The 18,543-nt window shown below is 39.7% G+C and carries 17 protein-coding genes; 9 read left to right on the plus strand and 8 right to left on the minus strand.

Annotation, left to right across the window (positions count from 1 at the left end; translation table 11 throughout):
• Positions 1-128 precede the first annotated feature (128 nt).
• The 8 genes from DUT70_RS17515 to DUT70_RS17550 all read left to right on the plus strand — a co-directional run bounded on the left by DUT70_RS17515 (position 129) and on the right by DUT70_RS17550 (position 6,387).
• Entirely contained in the window at positions 129-560 is a 432-nt protein-coding gene (locus DUT70_RS17515; protein ID WP_113648662.1) for a cytochrome c maturation protein CcmE domain-containing protein, read from the plus strand.
• Positions 560-3,028, plus strand: a complete 2,469-nt coding sequence (locus DUT70_RS17520) for a heme lyase CcmF/NrfE family subunit (protein WP_113648663.1) — start codon at positions 560-562, stop codon at positions 3,026-3,028. The genes DUT70_RS17515 and DUT70_RS17520 overlap by 1 nt, the downstream gene beginning before the upstream one ends.
• The gene (locus tag DUT70_RS17525) at positions 3,028-3,789 is read left to right on the plus strand and encodes a Rossmann-like and DUF2520 domain-containing protein (protein WP_113648664.1); all 762 of its coding nucleotides are present in this window, start codon (positions 3,028-3,030) and stop codon (positions 3,787-3,789) included. Before DUT70_RS17520 ends, DUT70_RS17525 begins: the two co-directional genes overlap by 1 nt.
• Before the next feature lie 42 nt (positions 3,790-3,831).
• Entirely contained in the window at positions 3,832-4,164 is a 333-nt protein-coding gene (locus DUT70_RS17530) for a 2Fe-2S iron-sulfur cluster-binding protein (RefSeq protein ID WP_113648665.1), read from the plus strand.
• 85 nt (positions 4,165-4,249) lie between these two features.
• Entirely contained in the window at positions 4,250-4,492 is a 243-nt protein-coding gene (iscX, locus tag DUT70_RS17535) for a Fe-S cluster assembly protein IscX (protein WP_113648666.1), read from the plus strand.
• 76 nt (positions 4,493-4,568) lie between these two features.
• Complete coding sequence (locus DUT70_RS17540) at positions 4,569-5,093, plus strand: KdsC family phosphatase (RefSeq protein WP_113648667.1); 525 nt, start codon at positions 4,569-4,571, stop codon at positions 5,091-5,093.
• A 181-nt stretch (positions 5,094-5,274) separates the two neighbouring features.
• Positions 5,275-5,676, plus strand: a complete 402-nt coding sequence (locus DUT70_RS17545) for a hypothetical protein (RefSeq protein WP_113648668.1) — start codon at positions 5,275-5,277, stop codon at positions 5,674-5,676.
• Between the two features lie 144 nt (positions 5,677-5,820).
• Entirely contained in the window at positions 5,821-6,387 is a 567-nt protein-coding gene (locus DUT70_RS17550; RefSeq protein ID WP_113648669.1) for a Maf family protein, read from the plus strand.
• A gap of 130 nt (positions 6,388-6,517) precedes the next feature.
• Here the strand turns inward: DUT70_RS17550 and DUT70_RS17555 are convergent, their stop codons facing one another.
• From DUT70_RS17555 to DUT70_RS17595, 8 genes are all read right to left on the minus strand, one after another.
• A complete protein-coding gene (locus tag DUT70_RS17555; protein ID WP_113648670.1) occupies positions 6,518-7,795 on the minus strand; it encodes an efflux RND transporter periplasmic adaptor subunit in 1,278 nt (425 codons plus the stop codon).
• 9 nt (positions 7,796-7,804) lie between these two features.
• Positions 7,805-9,082 (minus strand): TolC family protein, encoded by a 1,278-nt coding sequence (locus DUT70_RS21355; protein ID WP_113648671.1) that lies wholly within the window; start codon positions 9,080-9,082, stop codon positions 7,805-7,807.
• 8 nt (positions 9,083-9,090) lie between these two features.
• Positions 9,091-12,231, minus strand: coding sequence for a CusA/CzcA family heavy metal efflux RND transporter (locus DUT70_RS17565; protein WP_205529833.1), 3,141 nt, complete (start codon positions 12,229-12,231; stop codon positions 9,091-9,093).
• 217 nt (positions 12,232-12,448) lie between these two features.
• Positions 12,449-12,775, minus strand: coding sequence for a DUF6660 family protein (locus DUT70_RS17570; RefSeq protein WP_113648672.1), 327 nt, complete (start codon positions 12,773-12,775; stop codon positions 12,449-12,451).
• A 22-nt stretch (positions 12,776-12,797) separates the two neighbouring features.
• Entirely contained in the window at positions 12,798-13,202 is a 405-nt protein-coding gene (locus DUT70_RS17575) for a hypothetical protein (RefSeq protein WP_113648673.1), read from the minus strand.
• A gap of 17 nt (positions 13,203-13,219) precedes the next feature.
• The gene (locus DUT70_RS17580; RefSeq protein WP_162926658.1) at positions 13,220-15,013 is read right to left on the minus strand and encodes a response regulator; all 1,794 of its coding nucleotides are present in this window, start codon (positions 15,011-15,013) and stop codon (positions 13,220-13,222) included.
• A gap of 73 nt (positions 15,014-15,086) precedes the next feature.
• Positions 15,087-15,422, minus strand: a complete 336-nt coding sequence (gene gldC, locus DUT70_RS17585; protein WP_113648675.1) for a gliding motility protein GldC — start codon at positions 15,420-15,422, stop codon at positions 15,087-15,089.
• A 315-nt stretch (positions 15,423-15,737) separates the two neighbouring features.
• A complete protein-coding gene (locus DUT70_RS17595) occupies positions 15,738-17,042 on the minus strand; it encodes a DEAD/DEAH box helicase (RefSeq protein WP_113648677.1) in 1,305 nt (434 codons plus the stop codon).
• Between the two features lie 155 nt (positions 17,043-17,197).
• Between DUT70_RS17595 and DUT70_RS17600 the strand changes: the two genes are divergently transcribed.
• Positions 17,198-18,532, plus strand: a complete 1,335-nt coding sequence (locus DUT70_RS17600) for a dihydroorotase (RefSeq protein ID WP_113648678.1) — start codon at positions 17,198-17,200, stop codon at positions 18,530-18,532.
• Positions 18,533-18,543 lie beyond the last annotated feature (11 nt).

Genomic DNA, 18,543 nt, shown 5'->3' on the forward strand with positions numbered 1-18,543 from the left:
ACGGGGCTTTTTTGTTTATCAACTAATTGTCAAGATATAGAGAAAAGGGGTAGCACAATAGCCTAGCCTACATAGTTTTCCTATCTTTGCTCACTGTATTTTAAATCATATCAACACCATTTGTACAGATGAGAAAAAGTGCCATCATCGGTTTAATTACCATTGCCATTTGCATAGGCTTTTTAGTAAGCTTAAATGCCGACACCGACTCTTACGCCAACTTCAATGAAGCTGCCGAATCACAAAAAGAAGAACACGTGATGGGCTATTGGGAAAAAACCAAAGGCATGTACTATGATGCGGTTAAAGACCCTAACCACTTTGCTTTTTACATGAAAGATGAAAAAGGCACCGTGAATAAGGTAGTCCTTAATGGTTCTAAACCTCAAGACTTTGAGCGTTCTGAGAAATTGGTATTGATTGGAAAAATGGAAAACAACACTTTCTACGCTTCAAAGATTTTAATGAAATGTCCTTCAAAATATAACGATAACATGGTTGAAGTAAACCAGGACGGGACAGTTAAAGAGATAAAGGGGACAAAAGAATCAAAATCTTAATGGATATACAGTTTATTGGAGAGAACCTCCTTCCAGGAAAATTAGGCCAATTTTTCATCGTACTTTCGTTTGGCGCATCACTACTTTCTACCATCGCCTATTTTTTCGCCACCAAAAACAAAAACCTTGAAGACAATTCTTGGACTAAATTAGGTAGAATTGGGTTTCTGGTAAATGTTATTGGCATTATCGGAATTGGCGCTACGCTATTCTATTTAATCTTAAATCACTACAACGAATACTATTACGTATGGTCACACTCTTCTAAAGAGTTGCCTGTATATTATATCATCTCTGCTTTTTGGGAAGGACAAGAAGGTAGCTTTTGGCTATGGGCTTTTTGGCAATCCCTATTAGGTATTATCCTGATCTGGAAAGCTAAATCATGGGAAAATGGTGTAATGACCATTATTGCACTTTCGCAAGTATTTTTAGCCTCCATGCTTTTAGGCGTAGAAATTTTTGGCGCTCGTGTAGGCTCATCTCCTTTTATCTTGTTAAGAGATGCGATGGATTTGAAAGCTACAATCCCTATTTTCTCTGATCCTGAGAACTATAAAAATTATTTAACCTTTATTACTGATGGTAAAGGTTTAAATCCACTATTACAAAACTATTGGATGGTTATTCACCCTCCAACCCTATTTTTAGGCTTTGCCAGCATGATTGTACCTTTTGCTTACGGTATTACTGCACTTTGGCAAAAACGTTACAAAGACTGGGTTAAACCTGTATTGCCTTGGGTTTCATTCGCTGTAATGATTTTAGGTGCAGGCATTATTATGGGTTCATTTTGGGCTTATGAAGCACTTAACTTTGGTGGCTTTTGGGCTTGGGATCCAGTAGAAAATGCTTCTATCATCCCTTGGTTAACACTCATTGGCGGTTTGCACGTAATTATTGCCTATAAAAATACTGGTCATGCTTATTTCACTGCAATGGCATTGATATTGGTGAGTTTTATCCTGGTATTATATGCTTCTTTCTTAACCAGAAGTGGTATTTTGGGAGAAACTTCGGTGCACTCATTCACCGATTTGGGAATGTTCTGGCAGTTGGTAATTTACATCTTGGTATTTTTAGGTATTTCTGTATTCTGCATTGTCTGCAGATGGAAAGAGTTGCCAATCACACACAAAGACGAAGAAACTTATTCACGTGAATTTTGGATGTTCATTGGTGCCTTAGTAGTTACCGTTTCTTGTATCCACATCATTTTTGCGACTTCGGTACCTGTATTTAATGCTGCTTTTGGCACTAACTACGCTCCTATCAAAGATGCAGTAAGGTTTTACAACCAATGGCAAGCTCCTTTTGCAGTGTTAATTGCATTGATTTCGGGCTTCTCCCAATTTTTAAAATATAAGCGCACCGATCCTCGCAAGTTCTATAGCAGTTTAATCTCTTCTGTAGTATTCGCAATGGTCATTACAGCTGCCATGGTTTGGGCAACGGGTATTTACACCAACCTGATGTACATTATCCTAACCTTTAGCTGTATTTTCGCCATTTTGGCTAATGCTAGATTATTAACGGGTATTTTCACTAAGAGAGGCAGTAAATTGGCAGGTTCGGCTATTGCCCACATCGGCTTTGCCATCTTGTTAATTGGGGCTTTGGTTGCCGCAGCAACTAGTCAGCCAATCTCTATCAATGAAACTAATTTTATTCCTGTTAAAGATTTCGAAAAAGCAGCGAAACCAGGTGAGAACATCATGTTATATAAGAACGAGCCTAAAAAAATGGGCAAATACACCGTTACTTATATCAGTGATACCACCATCCAGCCAAATACCTACTATAAACTTAACTTTAGGGTAATTGATGAGGAAACAGGTAAAGTAAAAGAAGATTTCTCAGTTAATCCTAGCATCCAAGAAAATGGAAAAATGGGCTTAATTGCTTCTCCAGACACGAAACATTACCTATTGAGAGATATTTACACCCACATTACCAGTGCAGCACAGAAAAAAGAAGAGCATGCTGATCATGAAGGACATACCGAGGAAGAAAATTACAAAGCTCCTCGTATTGTTACCTTAAAAGTGGGCGACACTGTTCATACCAGCAGCGGTGTGTTAACGGTAAAAGCACTGAACAACAAACCTGTGGTTAGGGACTTAAAAATCGAGAAGGAAGATTTAGCAGTGAGCTTACCGTTGGAAGTGAATGTGAGTGGTAAAATTTATAATGCAGAGCCATTATTCTTAATTAAAGGCAATAACACTTTTGATTTTGCCCGTAAGATTGATGAACTAGGCTTAAGGGTTAGATTTACGAAGATCATTCCTGATGAGAATAAGTTTGAGCTTCAAATCTTCGAGAAACCTCAACAAGCAAAAGACTGGGTGGTATTCAAATCTATCGAATTCCCATATATCAACTTATATTGGATTGGTACCATTGTGATGGTGATTGGTTTCTTGATGTCTATTATCAGACGGAAAAAAGAACTGAAAACTGATTAATGAAAGTCTCCATCATAGGTTCTGGAAATGTAGCTACACATTTAGCCAAAGCTTTGTACTATGCCCAGGTAGAAATAACAAGCATTTGGTCGCATCAATTTGAAAATGCGGAGCTACTGGCCAATCAAGTTGGAGCAAAGTCGATCAAACAAATTTCTGAAATTACCGATGATGGTAGTGACATTATTCTAATTTCAGTTAAAGATGATGCCATTGTCGAAGTTGCCACACAACTAAAAAACTATCGCGGTGTGGTAGCACATACCTCTGGAGCTGCAGGATTAGACGTACTAAATGGTAATGCTCATTACGGAGTGTTTTATCCGCTACAAACATTTTCAAAACACACAGCATTGGATTTTTCGCAGGTGCCATTGTGTTTGGAAGCTAACGATACACAAAGCCTGCAACAATTAAAAATGCTGGCTACGCTCATCAGTAAAAATATTTACGAGGTAGACAGCGCACAAAGAAAGATATTACACCTCTCGGCAGTATTTGCCTGTAATTTCCCCAACTACCTATATGGTGTTGCCCAACAATTGCTGGCACAACATCAACTTGATTTTGACATCATCAAGCCTTTAATTGCCGAAACCGCCAACAAGGTGCAAACGGCCCTTCCTATTGAAGTGCAAACTGGTCCAGCGGTTAGAAATGATGAGCAGACCTTAAAAAAACATGAAGATTTGCTCAAAGAGCACACTGATTGGTTAATGATTTATAAACTATTGAGCGAGCAGATTAAAAAAACCAGATAATACCGTTTTTTTGATTTTAGCTGCTTACTTTTGCATTGTATTATGAGTATTTTCAAACTAAAGATAAATTTCGAAGAAGAGGGAAAAGAACCTGTTGAACTCCCTATTGCTGCTGGTGAAGATGTATTAGACGTAGTATTGGACAATGGCATTAAGCTACAGCATAATTGCGGTGGTGTTTGTGGTTGCAGTACTTGCCATATTTATGTGACTAAAGGCATGGATAACATTCAAGAAATATCCGAAAAAGAGGAAGATTTTGTTGACCGTGCGGTAAGACCAAAAATCACCTCAAGGTTAGCCTGCCAATGCATCGTGTTGGATGGCGATATTGAAGTCACGATTCCAGATCAATCAGGCTTTTTAGGACATTAGACAGTTTTCAGTTAACAGTGGCCAGATATCAGTTAACCGATTAAACAAATCAACAGTTAACCAACACAAACATTACAACAACAATATGAACAACGATAAATTTGCACTCCCTATTTACTGGAAAGATCACGAGGATATTGCGCTTGAGCTTTACGAAAAATTTGGGGATGCCTTTGATGAGCCAAAAATCTACAGAATCAGGTTTACGGAATTGATTGAGTGGGTTTTAGAATTACCTAATTTTGCAGGCACCAGAGAAGAATGCAACGAAGGTCACTTAGAGCAAATTCAGTCTGCTTGGGTATACGAGTGGAGAGATAATCAATAACTAGTGGAAAGTAGTTAGTAGCTATTAATTGGGACTTACCGACTAAAAACCGTAACTGAAAGCACGTAACTTAACGATGTTAGAAAACCTTAAAAACATCACCACTTTCGTTTTTGACGTAGATGGTGTATTAACCAACGGGACGGTGATTGCTACCGAGAGTGGCGAGCTGCTTCGTTCCTTTAACATTAAGGATGGTTATGCACTACAATTGGCAGCCAAAAAAGGTTACCATATTTGTGTCATTTCGGGGGGTAAAGGTGTAGCCATGCACAAGCGTTTTGAGAGTTTGGGCGTTGCCGATGTTTTTTTGGGCGTTAGCGATAAAGTAGAGATTTTCAACAATTACCTTCAACAAAAAGGTATTAACCCTGAGCAAGTACTTTACATGGGCGACGACATTCCTGATTGGGAAGTGATGAAGCTCGTGGGTATTGCCACTTGTCCATCTGATGCTGTTGAAGAAATTAAAGCCATCAGTCATTATATTTCTCCCCGAAAAGGTGGCGAGGCCGCTGTTAGGGATGTGATTGAAAAAGTACTTAAAGTGCAGCATAACTGGCACGGGAGTATACCTTCCGCAGCAGAAGCCAGTAAATAATTACGATTTATCTTTCATTGCCGATAACATCATTAACGATAATTAAGTCCAATAGATCTATCAAGATGTGATAGATCTATTGGACTTAACACTTTTTAACAGAATTATCTTTCAAACAGATTAAACCTATCCATGCTTTTGTGCTCCAAAGAAGAGAAACAAAAACAATAATTCTAAACACATGAAAAAATTGATGATGATTTGCGGGCTATTATTTGGTATGGTAGCATTTGCACAAGCACAACAAGAAGGTGGTCGTCCAGGCGGCCCTGGAGGTCGTATGGGTGCTAACCCAGAAGCTAGAGTAAAACAGTTAGATGAAAAACTTAAGCTTTCTGATGACCAAAAAGCAAAATTGACTACCATTTTTACCGAACAAGGTGAAGCACAAAAAAAGCTACGTGAAGAAGCAGGTGGCGACAGACAAGCCATGATGGAAAAAATGCAGAAAATGAGAGCTGACCTTGAAACCAAAGTAAGTTCAGTTTTAAATGACGAGCAAAAGAAAACCTATAAAGCAATGCTAGACGAGCAAAAAGCTGAAATGGAAAAAAGAATGAAAGAACGCCAAGGCGGAAACTAATTCAACCAACCAAAACATACAACAAAAGCGGCACTTTGCCGCTTTTGTTGTATAATGACATTTAGTGATACCAATGCTCAAAATCTGAATTTAAGAGCAATGACTTGCGTTTTTATTTCTAAATTTGGACCATAGTCATAACATATGCTTCAACTTACTGCACCAATTATATTAGTATCCAAATCGCCCCGAAGACAAGAACTTCTACGTTTAATGGGCTTAGATTTTTCTGTCGAATTAAAAGATGTTGATGAAAGCTATCCTGACACTTTGAGCGCTCCAGAAATTGCAGTTTACATTGCAGAAAAGAAAGCGAAAGCATTTATTGGTGACGCTAACCATATTGTGATTACCGCTGATACTATTGTTGCCATTAACGGAGAGATATTGGGCAAACCTAAGGACCATGCCGAAGCACAAGAAATGCTTGCCAAACTATCGGGCAATAACCATGAGGTTTACACAGGGGTCAGCATTAACCATCAAGGTCATATTACTTCATTTTATGACAAGACCACTGTGTTTTGTCGAGAGCTGAACAACGAAGAAATCAACTATTACATTGACAATTACCAACCTTTTGATAAAGCAGGTAGCTATGGCATTCAAGATTGGTTTGGCCTCACTGTGGTACAACGCCTAGAAGGTTCCTATACGAATGTGATGGGACTTCCTACGGAGAAGCTGTATGGTTATTTGTTGGATGTTTAGTTGGTTAGTTTTTTGGGTGTTTGGTAATGAGTAACGAGCAAAAGGCGACAGTATATAAAACTACCATCACCTTTTACCCTATCCTACTAGCTTCTAATCCCTAGTTCCTAATCCCTAGTCCCTAGCCCCTCTAATGCTCATGCCCGCCCGCATTGCTTAACTTAGCATTCACAAAAAAGGCTCCTTTTACCACAATCATACTGTTTTTGGGAATTTCGTTCAAGAAAGTTACCGCCGTATATCCCATATCAGATACACCTTTAAACACCTCTACCCTTTCAAAATTCAAATTGGGCTTATTATCTTTTTTAGACTTTTCCTCTTTTTCGTCATGGATGTGGCCTTTCTCCTCCTCATGTTTTTCACCTTCTTTGTTCGTTTGTAAAAACACGTAGTACTTTCCATCAGCCGCAACAATGGCGTCATTAGGTACGGCAGGTGTCATTACATTATTAAGGCTCACAATTCCCGTGATGTTCATTCCATCAATAAGGCCCTGTTTGTTTCCATTTACCTTACAATGCACGGCAATGGTTTTGCTATCATTCTCAAATGAAGAGCCTATGCTAAACACTGTGGCATCATATTCGGTAGTAGGATTATTGGTAAGCGTGAAATGAATGGTCTGCCCTACTTTCACCTGTGGCAAATCCTTTTCAAACACCTGCAAATCTAAATGCAGCGAACTGTTATCCACTACTTCTATCACTGGCGATGAAACATCCACATAGCTGCCTATCTTGGCAAAAACATTGCTTACCGTACCACTCAAGGGACTAGCCACCACCAAAGCCGATTTAAGGTTAGCATTACTTACCGAACTTGGGTTGATACCCATCAAAGTGAGCTGTTGGTGTAACGATGCCCTACGCGTACGCAAGGTATTTAGTTCTGTGGTGGCATTCTCTAGGTTTTTACCTGCACCAGCATTCCCTTGGTTCAATGTTTTTTGACGTTGCAGTTCCTGCTCGGCCAAAACAATCCTGCTGCCCACAGTTAAATACTCTTCCTGCAATTGTATGAACTGCGGATTAGTAATCGAAGCAATCACTTGGCCTTTTCTCACATAATCACCAATTTGAACGTTAAGCGATTTAACTACTCCACCATACAAAGAAGTAGCATTTGCTTTATTATTGTTGGGCACACTCAACATCCCATTGGCCCTAATGGTAGCCGTGAGCTCCTTCCGTTCAATGGGTGCCCATTTGACCCCAACGGTTTCTATTTGCTCTTGGGTAAGCGTGGCAATACTTCCACTTTCCTCTTCATGAGCTGCTGCTGGTTTGGACACCTCCGTGTTTTCCTTATTTGAGCTATCCGTTTGTTTATCACTATTGCAAGCGGTAAAAATGGATAAAGCTGCTAGGGCAAACCAAATTTTGTTTCTATTGATTTCGAATTTCATGGTGATTCGTTATTGATTAATGATGGAATAGATGTTAATGACAGATTGGTTGACTTGCTGAATACTTTTGAGGTAGTTCAGCTGGATATCGGTAGCCGTTTGTAGGGCATAAAGATATTCTAAATAGCTTGACTCGCCCGTTTTATAACCCAACTGCGCCGCCGAAAGGATCTCTTTAGCATTCGGTAAGGCATCTTTCACAAAATATTGATACTGCCTCATGTCTTGCTGATATTGTAGCAGTGCATTTTGCATTTGTGCCATTAGGTTCCGCTGCTGCTGTTGCGCGTTTGCCTCTGCCGCCTGTTGCTTATAGTCTAATGAACGAACTCTCGCCTTATTTGCACCAAAAGTTAAAGGGATGGCTAAACCTATGTTTACTGAGTTAAATCTGTTACTTCCGTTAAAGTATTTCTCCGTACCGTTTACATTTTGAAAACCTATTAAAGATTGGTTTACGTAACCCAAGGTAATATCAGGTAGGGTTTGCGACCTTTCTACCTTTTTACTCTGGGCAGCAATCAGTGCATCCTGATAAAAGGATTGCACTGCAGGATGATTGGCTACCGCAGTACTATCCAACAGGTTATTAATCTGTAATGGAGCAAACGCACTTTGGCTGGCTAATTCAAAATCCTCCTTAGTATTTAACAATGCAGCTAAACTGCTATAGGCATTGGCCAGATATACTTCATTTTGCTTTAATAGGAGATTAATTTCACCTTGTTTGGCTTGTGCCGTACTTACGTCTACCTTTTTAGTGTCCCCAGTTTTATACCTCAATTGGGCAATCTTTATAAAATCACTATAAAGACTATCCAATTGCCTTAGTTGTTGGTGGTTGTGCTGCAAGTACAGGATTTGATAGTAGTAGCTACGCACTTGGTTTTTGAGTTCCAACACGGTAAGTTTCTTTTGTAGCTGCTTGCCTTTTATTTCAGCATTAATCAATTGCTTCCTCGCTCCAAATAACGTTGGAAAAGGAATGGTTTGGGATACTTGGTACGACTGATCGAACTGGGTGCTATTGTATTGCCCCAGCTGCGCATTTAAATCAAGCTTGGGCAGTTCTCCCGCTGTCTTTTTTAAAGACTGACTGGCTTTAACCTCCAAATCTCCCGCTTTAACCACCAAATTATTATCTATCGACATTTGTATGGCTTGATCAATATTTAGCTGTTTTTTACTTTGAGCAATAGCACTTAAGCTAAATACAAACAGGAAGCAGGCAATAGACATTGTGCTAAAAAACTGGCTTCCTATATTATTTCTTAAAATATTTTTCATGATTCAATCTATTTCTGATGTGGTGTAGCGTAGGGTTCGGTATCCTTTGTATTACGATTAAAAATCATATAAAGCAAAGGCAATACAAATAGGGTAAGAAAGGTAGCTGTAATTAAACCACCTATTACCACGGTAGCTAAAGGCTTCTGCACTTCGGCACCTGCACTGGTGCTCAATGCCATCGGCAAAAAGCCCAAACTTGCTACAGTAGCAGTCATGAGTACGGGACGTAAACGGATTTTAGTTCCCTCCAGTACCCTGTCGAGCATATTTTTCCAGCCTTCTTTCTGTAATTGGTTAAAAGTGCCAATCATTACAATGCCGTTAAGTACCGCTACCCCAAAAAGAGCGATAAAACCAATACCTGCGCTGATACTGAAAGGCATTCCACGCAGCATTAGCGCAAATACACCCCCAATGGCACTCATCGGGATGGCGGTAAATATCAGGGCTGCTTGCTTAAACGAACGGAAAGTAAAATAAAGCAGCACGAAAATGAGCAATAGCGAAATTGGCACGGCAATCATCAACCTGTTACTGGCTTCCTGGAGATTTTCAAACTGACCTCCATAGGTGAAATAATAACCTGTTGGCAATTTCACTTGCTGATTAAGCTTTTGTTGGATGTCTTCCACTACGCTTTGTACATCTCTGCCCGATACGTTGAAACCGATGACAATTCTTCGCTTTCCAGCTTCTCTACTAATTTGGGCAGGCCCTAATTTGTACTCAACGGTAGCTACTTGCGATAAAGGAATTTGATTCCCAGTTGCCGTAGCCATCATGAGGTTGCTTACATCTTCGATACTACCACGATGAGTGCTGTCCAAACGTACGACTAGATCAAAACGTCTTTCGTTCTCAAATACTACCCCTGCACTTTTCCCAGCAAAGGCTGTACTCAGCACATCATTTACATCTTGAACGTTTAGCCCATAATTGGCAATTCGTGTACGGTCGTAGGTCACATTTATTTGCGGCAAACCACTTACACGTTCTACTTGAGGCGATGTAGCACCGTTTACACCCTGTATCACTTTGCTTGCCTGATCGGCATAAACAGCGAGGGTATCTAGGTTTTCGCCAAATATTTTCACGGCTACATCTTGCCTAACACCCGTCATCAGTTCGTTAAATCGCATTTGTATGGGCTGGTTCTTTTCAAAAAACACCCCTGGTATGGCTTCCAGCTTTTCATTGATGGCATCAGCCAATTCCTCGTAACTCCTATCGCTTTTCCACTCTTTCTTTGGCTTTAACAAAATCATCAAATCTGTAGCTTCTGGAGGCATAGGGTCAGTAGGTACTTCCGCAGCTCCCGTTTTGCCCACCACCATTTTCACCTCGTCAAATTGCTTGATGATTCTTGAAGCTTGCATAGAGGTTTCAATACTTTGGCTCAATGAACTTCCCTGTGGCAAAATACAGTGAAAAGCAAAATCACCTTCTTGTAATTGGGGAATAAACTCGCCACCCATGTTTTTAAATAGAAAAAGACAAAACGCAAAAACAGCTACCGTAACCCCAATGAGCCAATATTTGATCCTCATGGCTTTTTTTAGCAATGGCGTATATCTGTTTTGCAGCCAGCTCATCATCCTATCGGAGAAGGTTGCTTTATGTGAGGCTTTTTTAGAAAGGAATAAAGCACACATCATGGGAATGTAGGTAAGCGATAAGATTAACGCACCAAAAATGGCAAAGCTTACGGTTTGTGCCATAGGGCGAAACATTTTTCCTTCAATACCTACCAAAGTAAGGATAGGGATATACACGATAAGGATAATGATTTCACCAAATGCGGCACTGCTACGAATTTTAGAGGCAGATTCGAAGACCTCTTGATCCATTTCTTGTTGGCTAAGCTTATTTACCGATTTTCGAAGTCCCAAATGGTGCAAGGTGGCTTCCACAATAATCACCGCTCCATCTACAATCAATCCAAAATCGATGGCTCCCAAACTCATCAGGTTAGCACTTACGCCAAACACGTTCATTAGCCCCAAGGCAAACAACATGGAGAGCGGAATGGCGGAAGCAACAATAAGGCCTGCCCTTAAATTACCCAAAAACAGCACCAGCACAAAAATCACAATCAGGGCACCTTCTATCAGGTTCTTCTCCACAGTGTTAATAGCTCTTCCAACTAAATCCGTACGATCTAAATAAGGTTCGATCACAATATCATCTGGTAAAGATTTTTGGATGATGGGCAATTTTTCCTTAATGCGCTTTACCACTTCGTTACTGTTTTCACCCTTCAGCATCATCACCACACCACCCACGGCATCAATCTCGCCATTATAGGTCATGGCCCCATACCTGATGGCATTTCCAAAGCGTACTTCGGCCACATCCTTGATAAAGATTGGAACGCTGCCTGTTTCGTTTTTAACGCTGATGTTCTTTACATCTTCCAACGAAGTGACCAAACCTATCCCCCTAATGAAATAAGCATTCGGTTTTTTATCAATATACGCTCCGCCCGTATTTTGGTTATTTTTTTCAAGGGCAGTAAAAACTTCCGAAACGCTCACCCCCATTGCCCGTAAACGGTTAGGATTAACAGCGACCTCGTATTGTTTGAGTTCTCCACCAAAACTATTCACTTCGGCGATGCCTGGTGTACCATAAAGCTGGCGGGCCACAATCCAATCTTGCATGGTGCGCAGGGCTTTGGCATCATATTTTTTCTCACTTCCTTTTTTAGGGTGGATGATGTACTGATATACTTCGCCTAATCCTGTACTTACTGGTGCAAGCTCGGGCGTACCAATACCTTTGGGAATATTTTCCTCTGCCTCTTTCAATTTTTCGTTGATAAGCTGTCGTGCGAAATAAATATCCACGTCATCCTTGAATACCACGGTAATCACAGAGAGTCCAAACCTCGATATACTTCGGGTTTCTTCTAAATTGGGAACATTGGCAATACTTTGCTCTATGGGAAAGGTCACCAACTGCTCTACCTCCTGCCCAGCCAAAGTGGGGCAAACGGTAATGATTTGCACCTGATTATTGGTAATATCGGGCACAGCATCAATAGGCAATTTGGTGGCGCTCCAAACTCCCCATATCACTAGTAACGAAGTCATTGCGCCAATAACAAGCTTGTTCTTTATGCTAAATTTTATAATATTGTCTAACACGGTAATGTCGTTTAATTTTTTTAAAGTATGGACAAGCCGCTATCAAATAGCGGCAATGGATAACCTTAAATGCTCTTTGAGATTTGATGAGGTAAGCACCAAAAAGAGAATATGCGGCAGCTTATGGCCACAGACAGACCGTTCGCGTTTTATGAATGTACAAAGCCAACAGCCTTGCCTAGGTCAAATCAACCAAAGCATAGGTTATCTAAAAAAATTAAGCGGTAAGTTTGGGCGGGTTCCAAATGTTTCCGTAGTAGTTGGAAACTAATTGATGGTTACGCAAAGTGACTTTCTTTTCAGCAAAGGCCACTTTAGGCTGCGTAACTTCTAAGAGTTTAAAATCAAAAGAGGCAAAGCTTACGCTGCAGCAACTGCAATAACAAAAAGGAGCACAGTTATCGTCCTTGTCTTTCTCGTGGCTATGCGCCTTAACGGTTTCTACTTTAGGGCCATTATCTTTACATTGGTTGCTCGCATCGCTACAAGGCAACGAAGCAAGCGCCAACAAATAAACAGCCCATATGGTAAGTAACCATTTCATTATAACACAAATATAAAGTATTTTATGGCTTCAGTACTTCTTTTTTGACACTAAAAAGTAAAAGTACCGAACCTATTGCTAAAAGAATCCATCCCCATTGGAAATGAATAGTCTTGCCCAAAAGGTTATCAGCAAACTTAAGGTTAAAGTAATGAGTTGACTTAAAATATACGGCAGCGGCCATGAGCAAGATCCAAATAAATAATACCCTAGTGAGCAATCGGTAAGCTTTAAGTTGTCTTACAAAAAAACATAATGCCGCTATGGCAACAATTGCATAGGTAATTAAAAAGAGACGGGGATCTGTTTTATACAATCCCCAAGTGACCAAATTGAAAAGAATTTTCACTTGTAACATAGGGCAAAAAGCCGCAGCAAACAGTATAATTAACCCTAAAAGGGCTATTGGTTTATTTACAATTAGCATATCAATGATTTAAGCTGCTAACTTAAAAAAATAGATTGGGTTTTGTCTTTGTATTTAACAATTTTTGGTGCCCATTTTCTAATGACCTCCTCTATTTCGGCAGGTTTAAATGGTTTGGCAATGAAATCCTGCATGCCAGCTTCCAAACATTTATCCTTACCATCGCCAAGAGCATTGGCAGTAAGTGCTATCACTACTGGATATTCGTAAACACGATAATACTTTCTGATTTCGGTAGTAGCTACCGTACCATCCATAATAGGCATTTGCATGTCCATAAAAATCAGGTCAAACTCGTTTTGCTTCACCAGTTCTACCGCTAATTGTCCATTGGAGGCTTTTTTACACTCGTAGCCCAGCTTGCTCAATGTTTTGGTGATGAGCATGAGGTTGATTTCATTATCATCAACTACTAGGATATTTAACGGATATAAGGTAGAAAGTGCTACATCCAATGCAGATGGCACACCTACAGCTGATTTAGGCTTTTGTCCGCCACTCATTTCTTTAGTAACGATAAAGAAAGTAAAAATAGAACCTTTTCCTACAATGCTGTCTACTTTCACCTTACCTTCCATCATAGAAATAAGGTTATAGGCAATATTAAGTCCCAAACCTGTGCCACCATACTTTCTAACAGTGGTATGATCTACCTGCACAAAAGGTTTAAAAAGAAACTTGATTCGATCTTCGGCAATACCAATACCAGTATCTCTAACAATAAAACCTAAACGTATAAAGCCGTTTTCATCCTTGTCAATCACCTTACATTCCAAAGTAATATTACCTTGTGACGTAAATTTCACTGCGTTGCCCAAAAAATTAAGTAACACTTGCTTTAGACGTATCTGATCGATGTAAACAAATTGAGGCACGCTCTCGTCTATCCAGTAGTCGATCTTTAATTGTTCAGAAGTTTTTTTGGGAAGAATGGCAAATGTTTGGGCAATAAGTTCACGGATATCTGTAGTGGTTTTATCCAATTGTACTTTTCCTGATTCTATCCTGGAGAAGTCCAACACATCATTTACAATGCGTAACAATGACTCGGCACTATTGTGAATAGTTTTGGCATATTCTTTTTGTTCTTCGTTTAAGGAACCCTCCATCAACAAATTCGACATGCCCAATACGCCATTCATTGGTGTCCTGATTTCATGGCTAATCATCGCCAAGTATTCTGATTTGGCATTATTTGCAGATTGGGCAGCAAGCTTAGCATTATGAATTTCCTTAGCGTGCGCCATTTGCTTTTGCAACGACTTTTGAGAACGGAAATAAAGGATGATGATCATAATCATGACCAAAATCCCTACGCTAACTACCAAAAAACCCAAGTTTGCATAAAAGCCATCATTTTGTGCAATCCGTGTTTTTAACTCATCTCTTTCTTTTTTAATCAGGCTATTTAACAGGGGATTTGTTGCTCCTGCCACTTCGCTAGTTTCTCCTAAAACATTACCCGTTTGCGCCAATTGGCTACTATAAAAACGGATTTCTGTTTCTAAACTACTTAATACGGCATTAGCTTCCGCTCTGTTATTTGATTCGGCGTCTTGGGACAATACTTCCAGCACTTCCTTTTCTTTTGACAGAGTAGTAACGTGAGTACTCAAGCTATCCGCCTGGGCCGAATCGGCATTGAGCAGATTTACATAGGCATAATTAGCACTTTGCAGTACACCGCTAAGTGATACCAACTGATCTACGACATGTTGCTTTTGTTTAAAATAAGCTGTGTTTTCCTTGTTATAAGAAAACAGGGAAATACCCCCGCCTATGATCACGAGGATAAGTAACAACTTAACCATAAAGTTGACAAATAACTTCTTCGACGCAGGCAGACTCATAATTTTTATCAAACTTTACAGGTTTTATTTGGGCTTAACCTTTGGTATTGATGCCCATTTTGTCTGCAAAATGTGCACAATAGTCCCTTAGGTCTTCAACAATGTTTTTTTCGCCTGTAGCTCTTAAAAAACTATCACCCATGGTTTGTAAAGTTTCATAAAAGAAACGCTTCATCTCATCAACTGGCATATCTTTAGTCCATAAATCTATTCTCATTGAGTTTTTATAGTTATGGTCCCAAAGTGCCAACATCATTGATTTTGCCACCATTTGGTCTTTGTTCTCCGAGTCTGTAGATTCCCAAAGGATATTTTCGGGAACATTTTTCTCATCTAACTCTACGGTAATCTTTATTTCTGCTTTTTTCATTTCTTTGTCTTTCTATTCTCTATAATGTTCGTTATCCGAAAACACTTATTTTTAAAACCAAGACGAATATGGCAGTTAAGACTACAAGCACAAGTTGTATTAGCCAAAGTCTTGCCAAACTTGGTATAAATTTTCTAAAAATTTGATCGCTTAAAAGGGACACGAAGAAAACCATCAAGCCTAAGGCTATAAAAACTCCCTTAAACTCATCATTAGCGGGCACCAAAAGCCAGCGTTTATTAATGATTAGGCTCACCACAGCCATAATACTCAAAGCTGATACAATGTTTAATGGGGTTAGTCTTACTCTCAAAGTTATCTACGTTTTGGTCTGCTAATTTTCTTCGAACTTTTTTTAGGGTTATTGCTAAACTGATTCTTCTTTTCGTGGAACGCCCCTTTGAAATCGGGATTTTCTTTCCTCTTTTGGGCATCAATTTCCCTTGCTATGGATTGTCTTTCCTCATATGGGGTTTCTTCTACAAATACCTCTGTTGGCAAAGGCTTTTCTGTAATTTGCTGTCTAATGAGTTTTTCAATTTTATTGATATAGTATTTTTCGGCTTCGTTGTAAAAGGTAATGGCCGTTCCTTCATTAAATGCCCTACCTGTTCTACCAATACGATGTACGTAATCTTCGATGACAATAGGTACGTCAAAGTTGATCACGTGGCTTACTTCACTTACATCAATACCCCTAGAGGCCACATCCGTAGCAACTAAAGCCCTAATATTTCCCTCTTTAAAGCTATTGATGGAGTTGATACGTGTATTTTGCCCCTTATTGGCATGAATTACCCTTACCGCTTCTTCCCCAAACCTTCTTGAAATGAAGTTGGTAATGTTATCGGCTACTGTTTTTGTTTTACAAAAAATGATGAGTCTTTTAAATTCCGCATCGTTTTTGAGCAAATGCTGTAGCAGGTTAATTTTGGTTTTGAAATTAGGTACAGCATACAATATTTGTGTAACCGTTTGCGCTGGAGTCGCTTGTGCCGCAACTTCTATGGTTAACGGATTTTTCAAGAAATCTCCTGCTATTTTCTGAACCAAATCGCTCATGGTAGCAGAGAAAAGCAAGTTTTGTCGCTTACGAGGCACTACTTCCAAAATACGGTGGATAGAGCCGATAAAGCCCATGTCCATCATTTTGTCAGCTTCATCCAACACTAAAAACTGTAGACTTCTGGTATTAATGTCGCCAGCGAGGTAAAGATCTAAAAAACGACCAGGGGTAGCTACCAAAATATCCAGCCCTTTTGCAATTTGCTCCTTTTGGGTTTTAGGACCAATCCCTCCAAAAATCACTACGGTTCTAAGATCTGTATAGGTTGAAAACAGTTTTACTTGTTCCTCTATCTGTAAAGCCAGTTCGCGGGTTGGCACTAAAATTAAAGCTCTTGGATTTTCGCCCTGCGCATATTTCAGCTTCATGAGCATAGGCAACACATAAGCAGCTGTTTTTCCCGTTCCTGTTTGTGCAATACCAAACAAATCCTGACCAGACAAAACTGGGCCTATGGCTTTTTCTTGTATCGGAGTTGCTTCTACAAAGCCCGCTTCTTCAACTGCGTTCAATAGCTGTCTGTTGAGTTTAAACTCATCGAATTTTTTTGGCATAGCTGCAAATTTACGATTATTAGTCAGAAGTCCGACGTTCGACGATAGAAGTTAGGAAGGATAGATATAAACTTACAACCATTCAACAATCGAAAAACGACTTTTCTTCAGACTTTCAACTTCCGACTTCCGACTTTATCTATTACCTTTGAAGCATGAACACAATCTTGATTAAAGCAGCCAGCATTGTAAACGAGGGTAACATCTTCACTTCAGATCTTTTAATAAAAAACGGAAGAATTGAGAAAATTGATTCGAACATTAACGTTTCGGCTGATATAGAAATCAATGCAGAAGGTTTACACTTGCTACCAGGTATGATTGACGACCAAGTGCACTTTCGTGAACCTGGTTTAACCCATAAAGCTGATATTTTTACTGAAAGTATGGCTGCTGTGGCTGGTGGGATTACCTCTTTCATGGAAATGCCCAATACGGTACCCAATACTTTAACTCAAGAACTTTTGGCAGACAAATATGCCATTGCCCAGCATACTTCACTGGCTAACTATTCTTTTTATATGGGAGCCAGCAATGATAACATTGAAGAAGTGCTTAAAACCGACCCGAAAAATGTTTGTGGTGTGAAGGTATTCATGGGTTCATCAACAGGAAATATGTTGGTTGACAACGAAAAAACCTTAGAAAATATTTTTAGCAAAGCGCCTATGTTGGTAGCTACACATTGCGAAGATGAAGCGACCATCCGCCATAACTTAGCCGCTTATAAAGAGAAATATGGAGATGATATCACGATTGACATGCACCCACTCATTAGAAGTGCTGAGGCTTGTTACAAATCATCTTCATTAGCAGTAGAGCTTGCTAAACGTTACCAAACTCGTTTGCATATTCTGCACATTTCTACCGCTATGGAAGTGGGTTTATTTGACAACACGCTACCTTTAGCAGAAAAGAAAATTACCGCCGAAGCTTGTGTACATCACCTTTGGTTTAACGATACAGATTATGCAACGAAGGGTAATTTCATTAAATGGAATCCTGCTGTAAAAACCGCAGCCGACCAGGCTGGCATTTTGCAAGGCTTGTTGGATAATCATATTGATGTGATTGCTACCGACCATGCGCCTCACACCATTGAAGAAAAGAACCAAGCTTATTTACAGGCCCCTTCTGGCGGTCCTTTGGTACAACATGCCCTACCTGCATTGTTAGAAATGCACTTGCAAGGTAAAATCTCCTTAGAAAAGATCGTAGAAAAAGCTTCGCACAACGTGGCTACTTGTTTTAACTTAAGTGAGCGTGGTTTTGTAAGAGAAGGATATTGGGCTGATTTGGTTTTGGTTGATTTAAACGATCCTTTCAAAGTAACCAAATTAAATTCCTTATATAAATGTGGATGGTCGCCTTTTGAGGGACAAACTTTTGGTGCCAGCATTACCCACACTTTTGTTTCTGGAAACTTGGCTTACCAAAAAGGAAAGTTTATGACCAGTGAAACGGGACAGCGCTTAACGTTTAACAGATAATTCCTGATTTA

Origin of the sequence: Pedobacter chitinilyticus (assembly GCF_003313385.1) — a bacterium.
Lineage (GTDB): Bacteria > Bacteroidota > Bacteroidia > Sphingobacteriales > Sphingobacteriaceae > Pedobacter > Pedobacter chitinilyticus.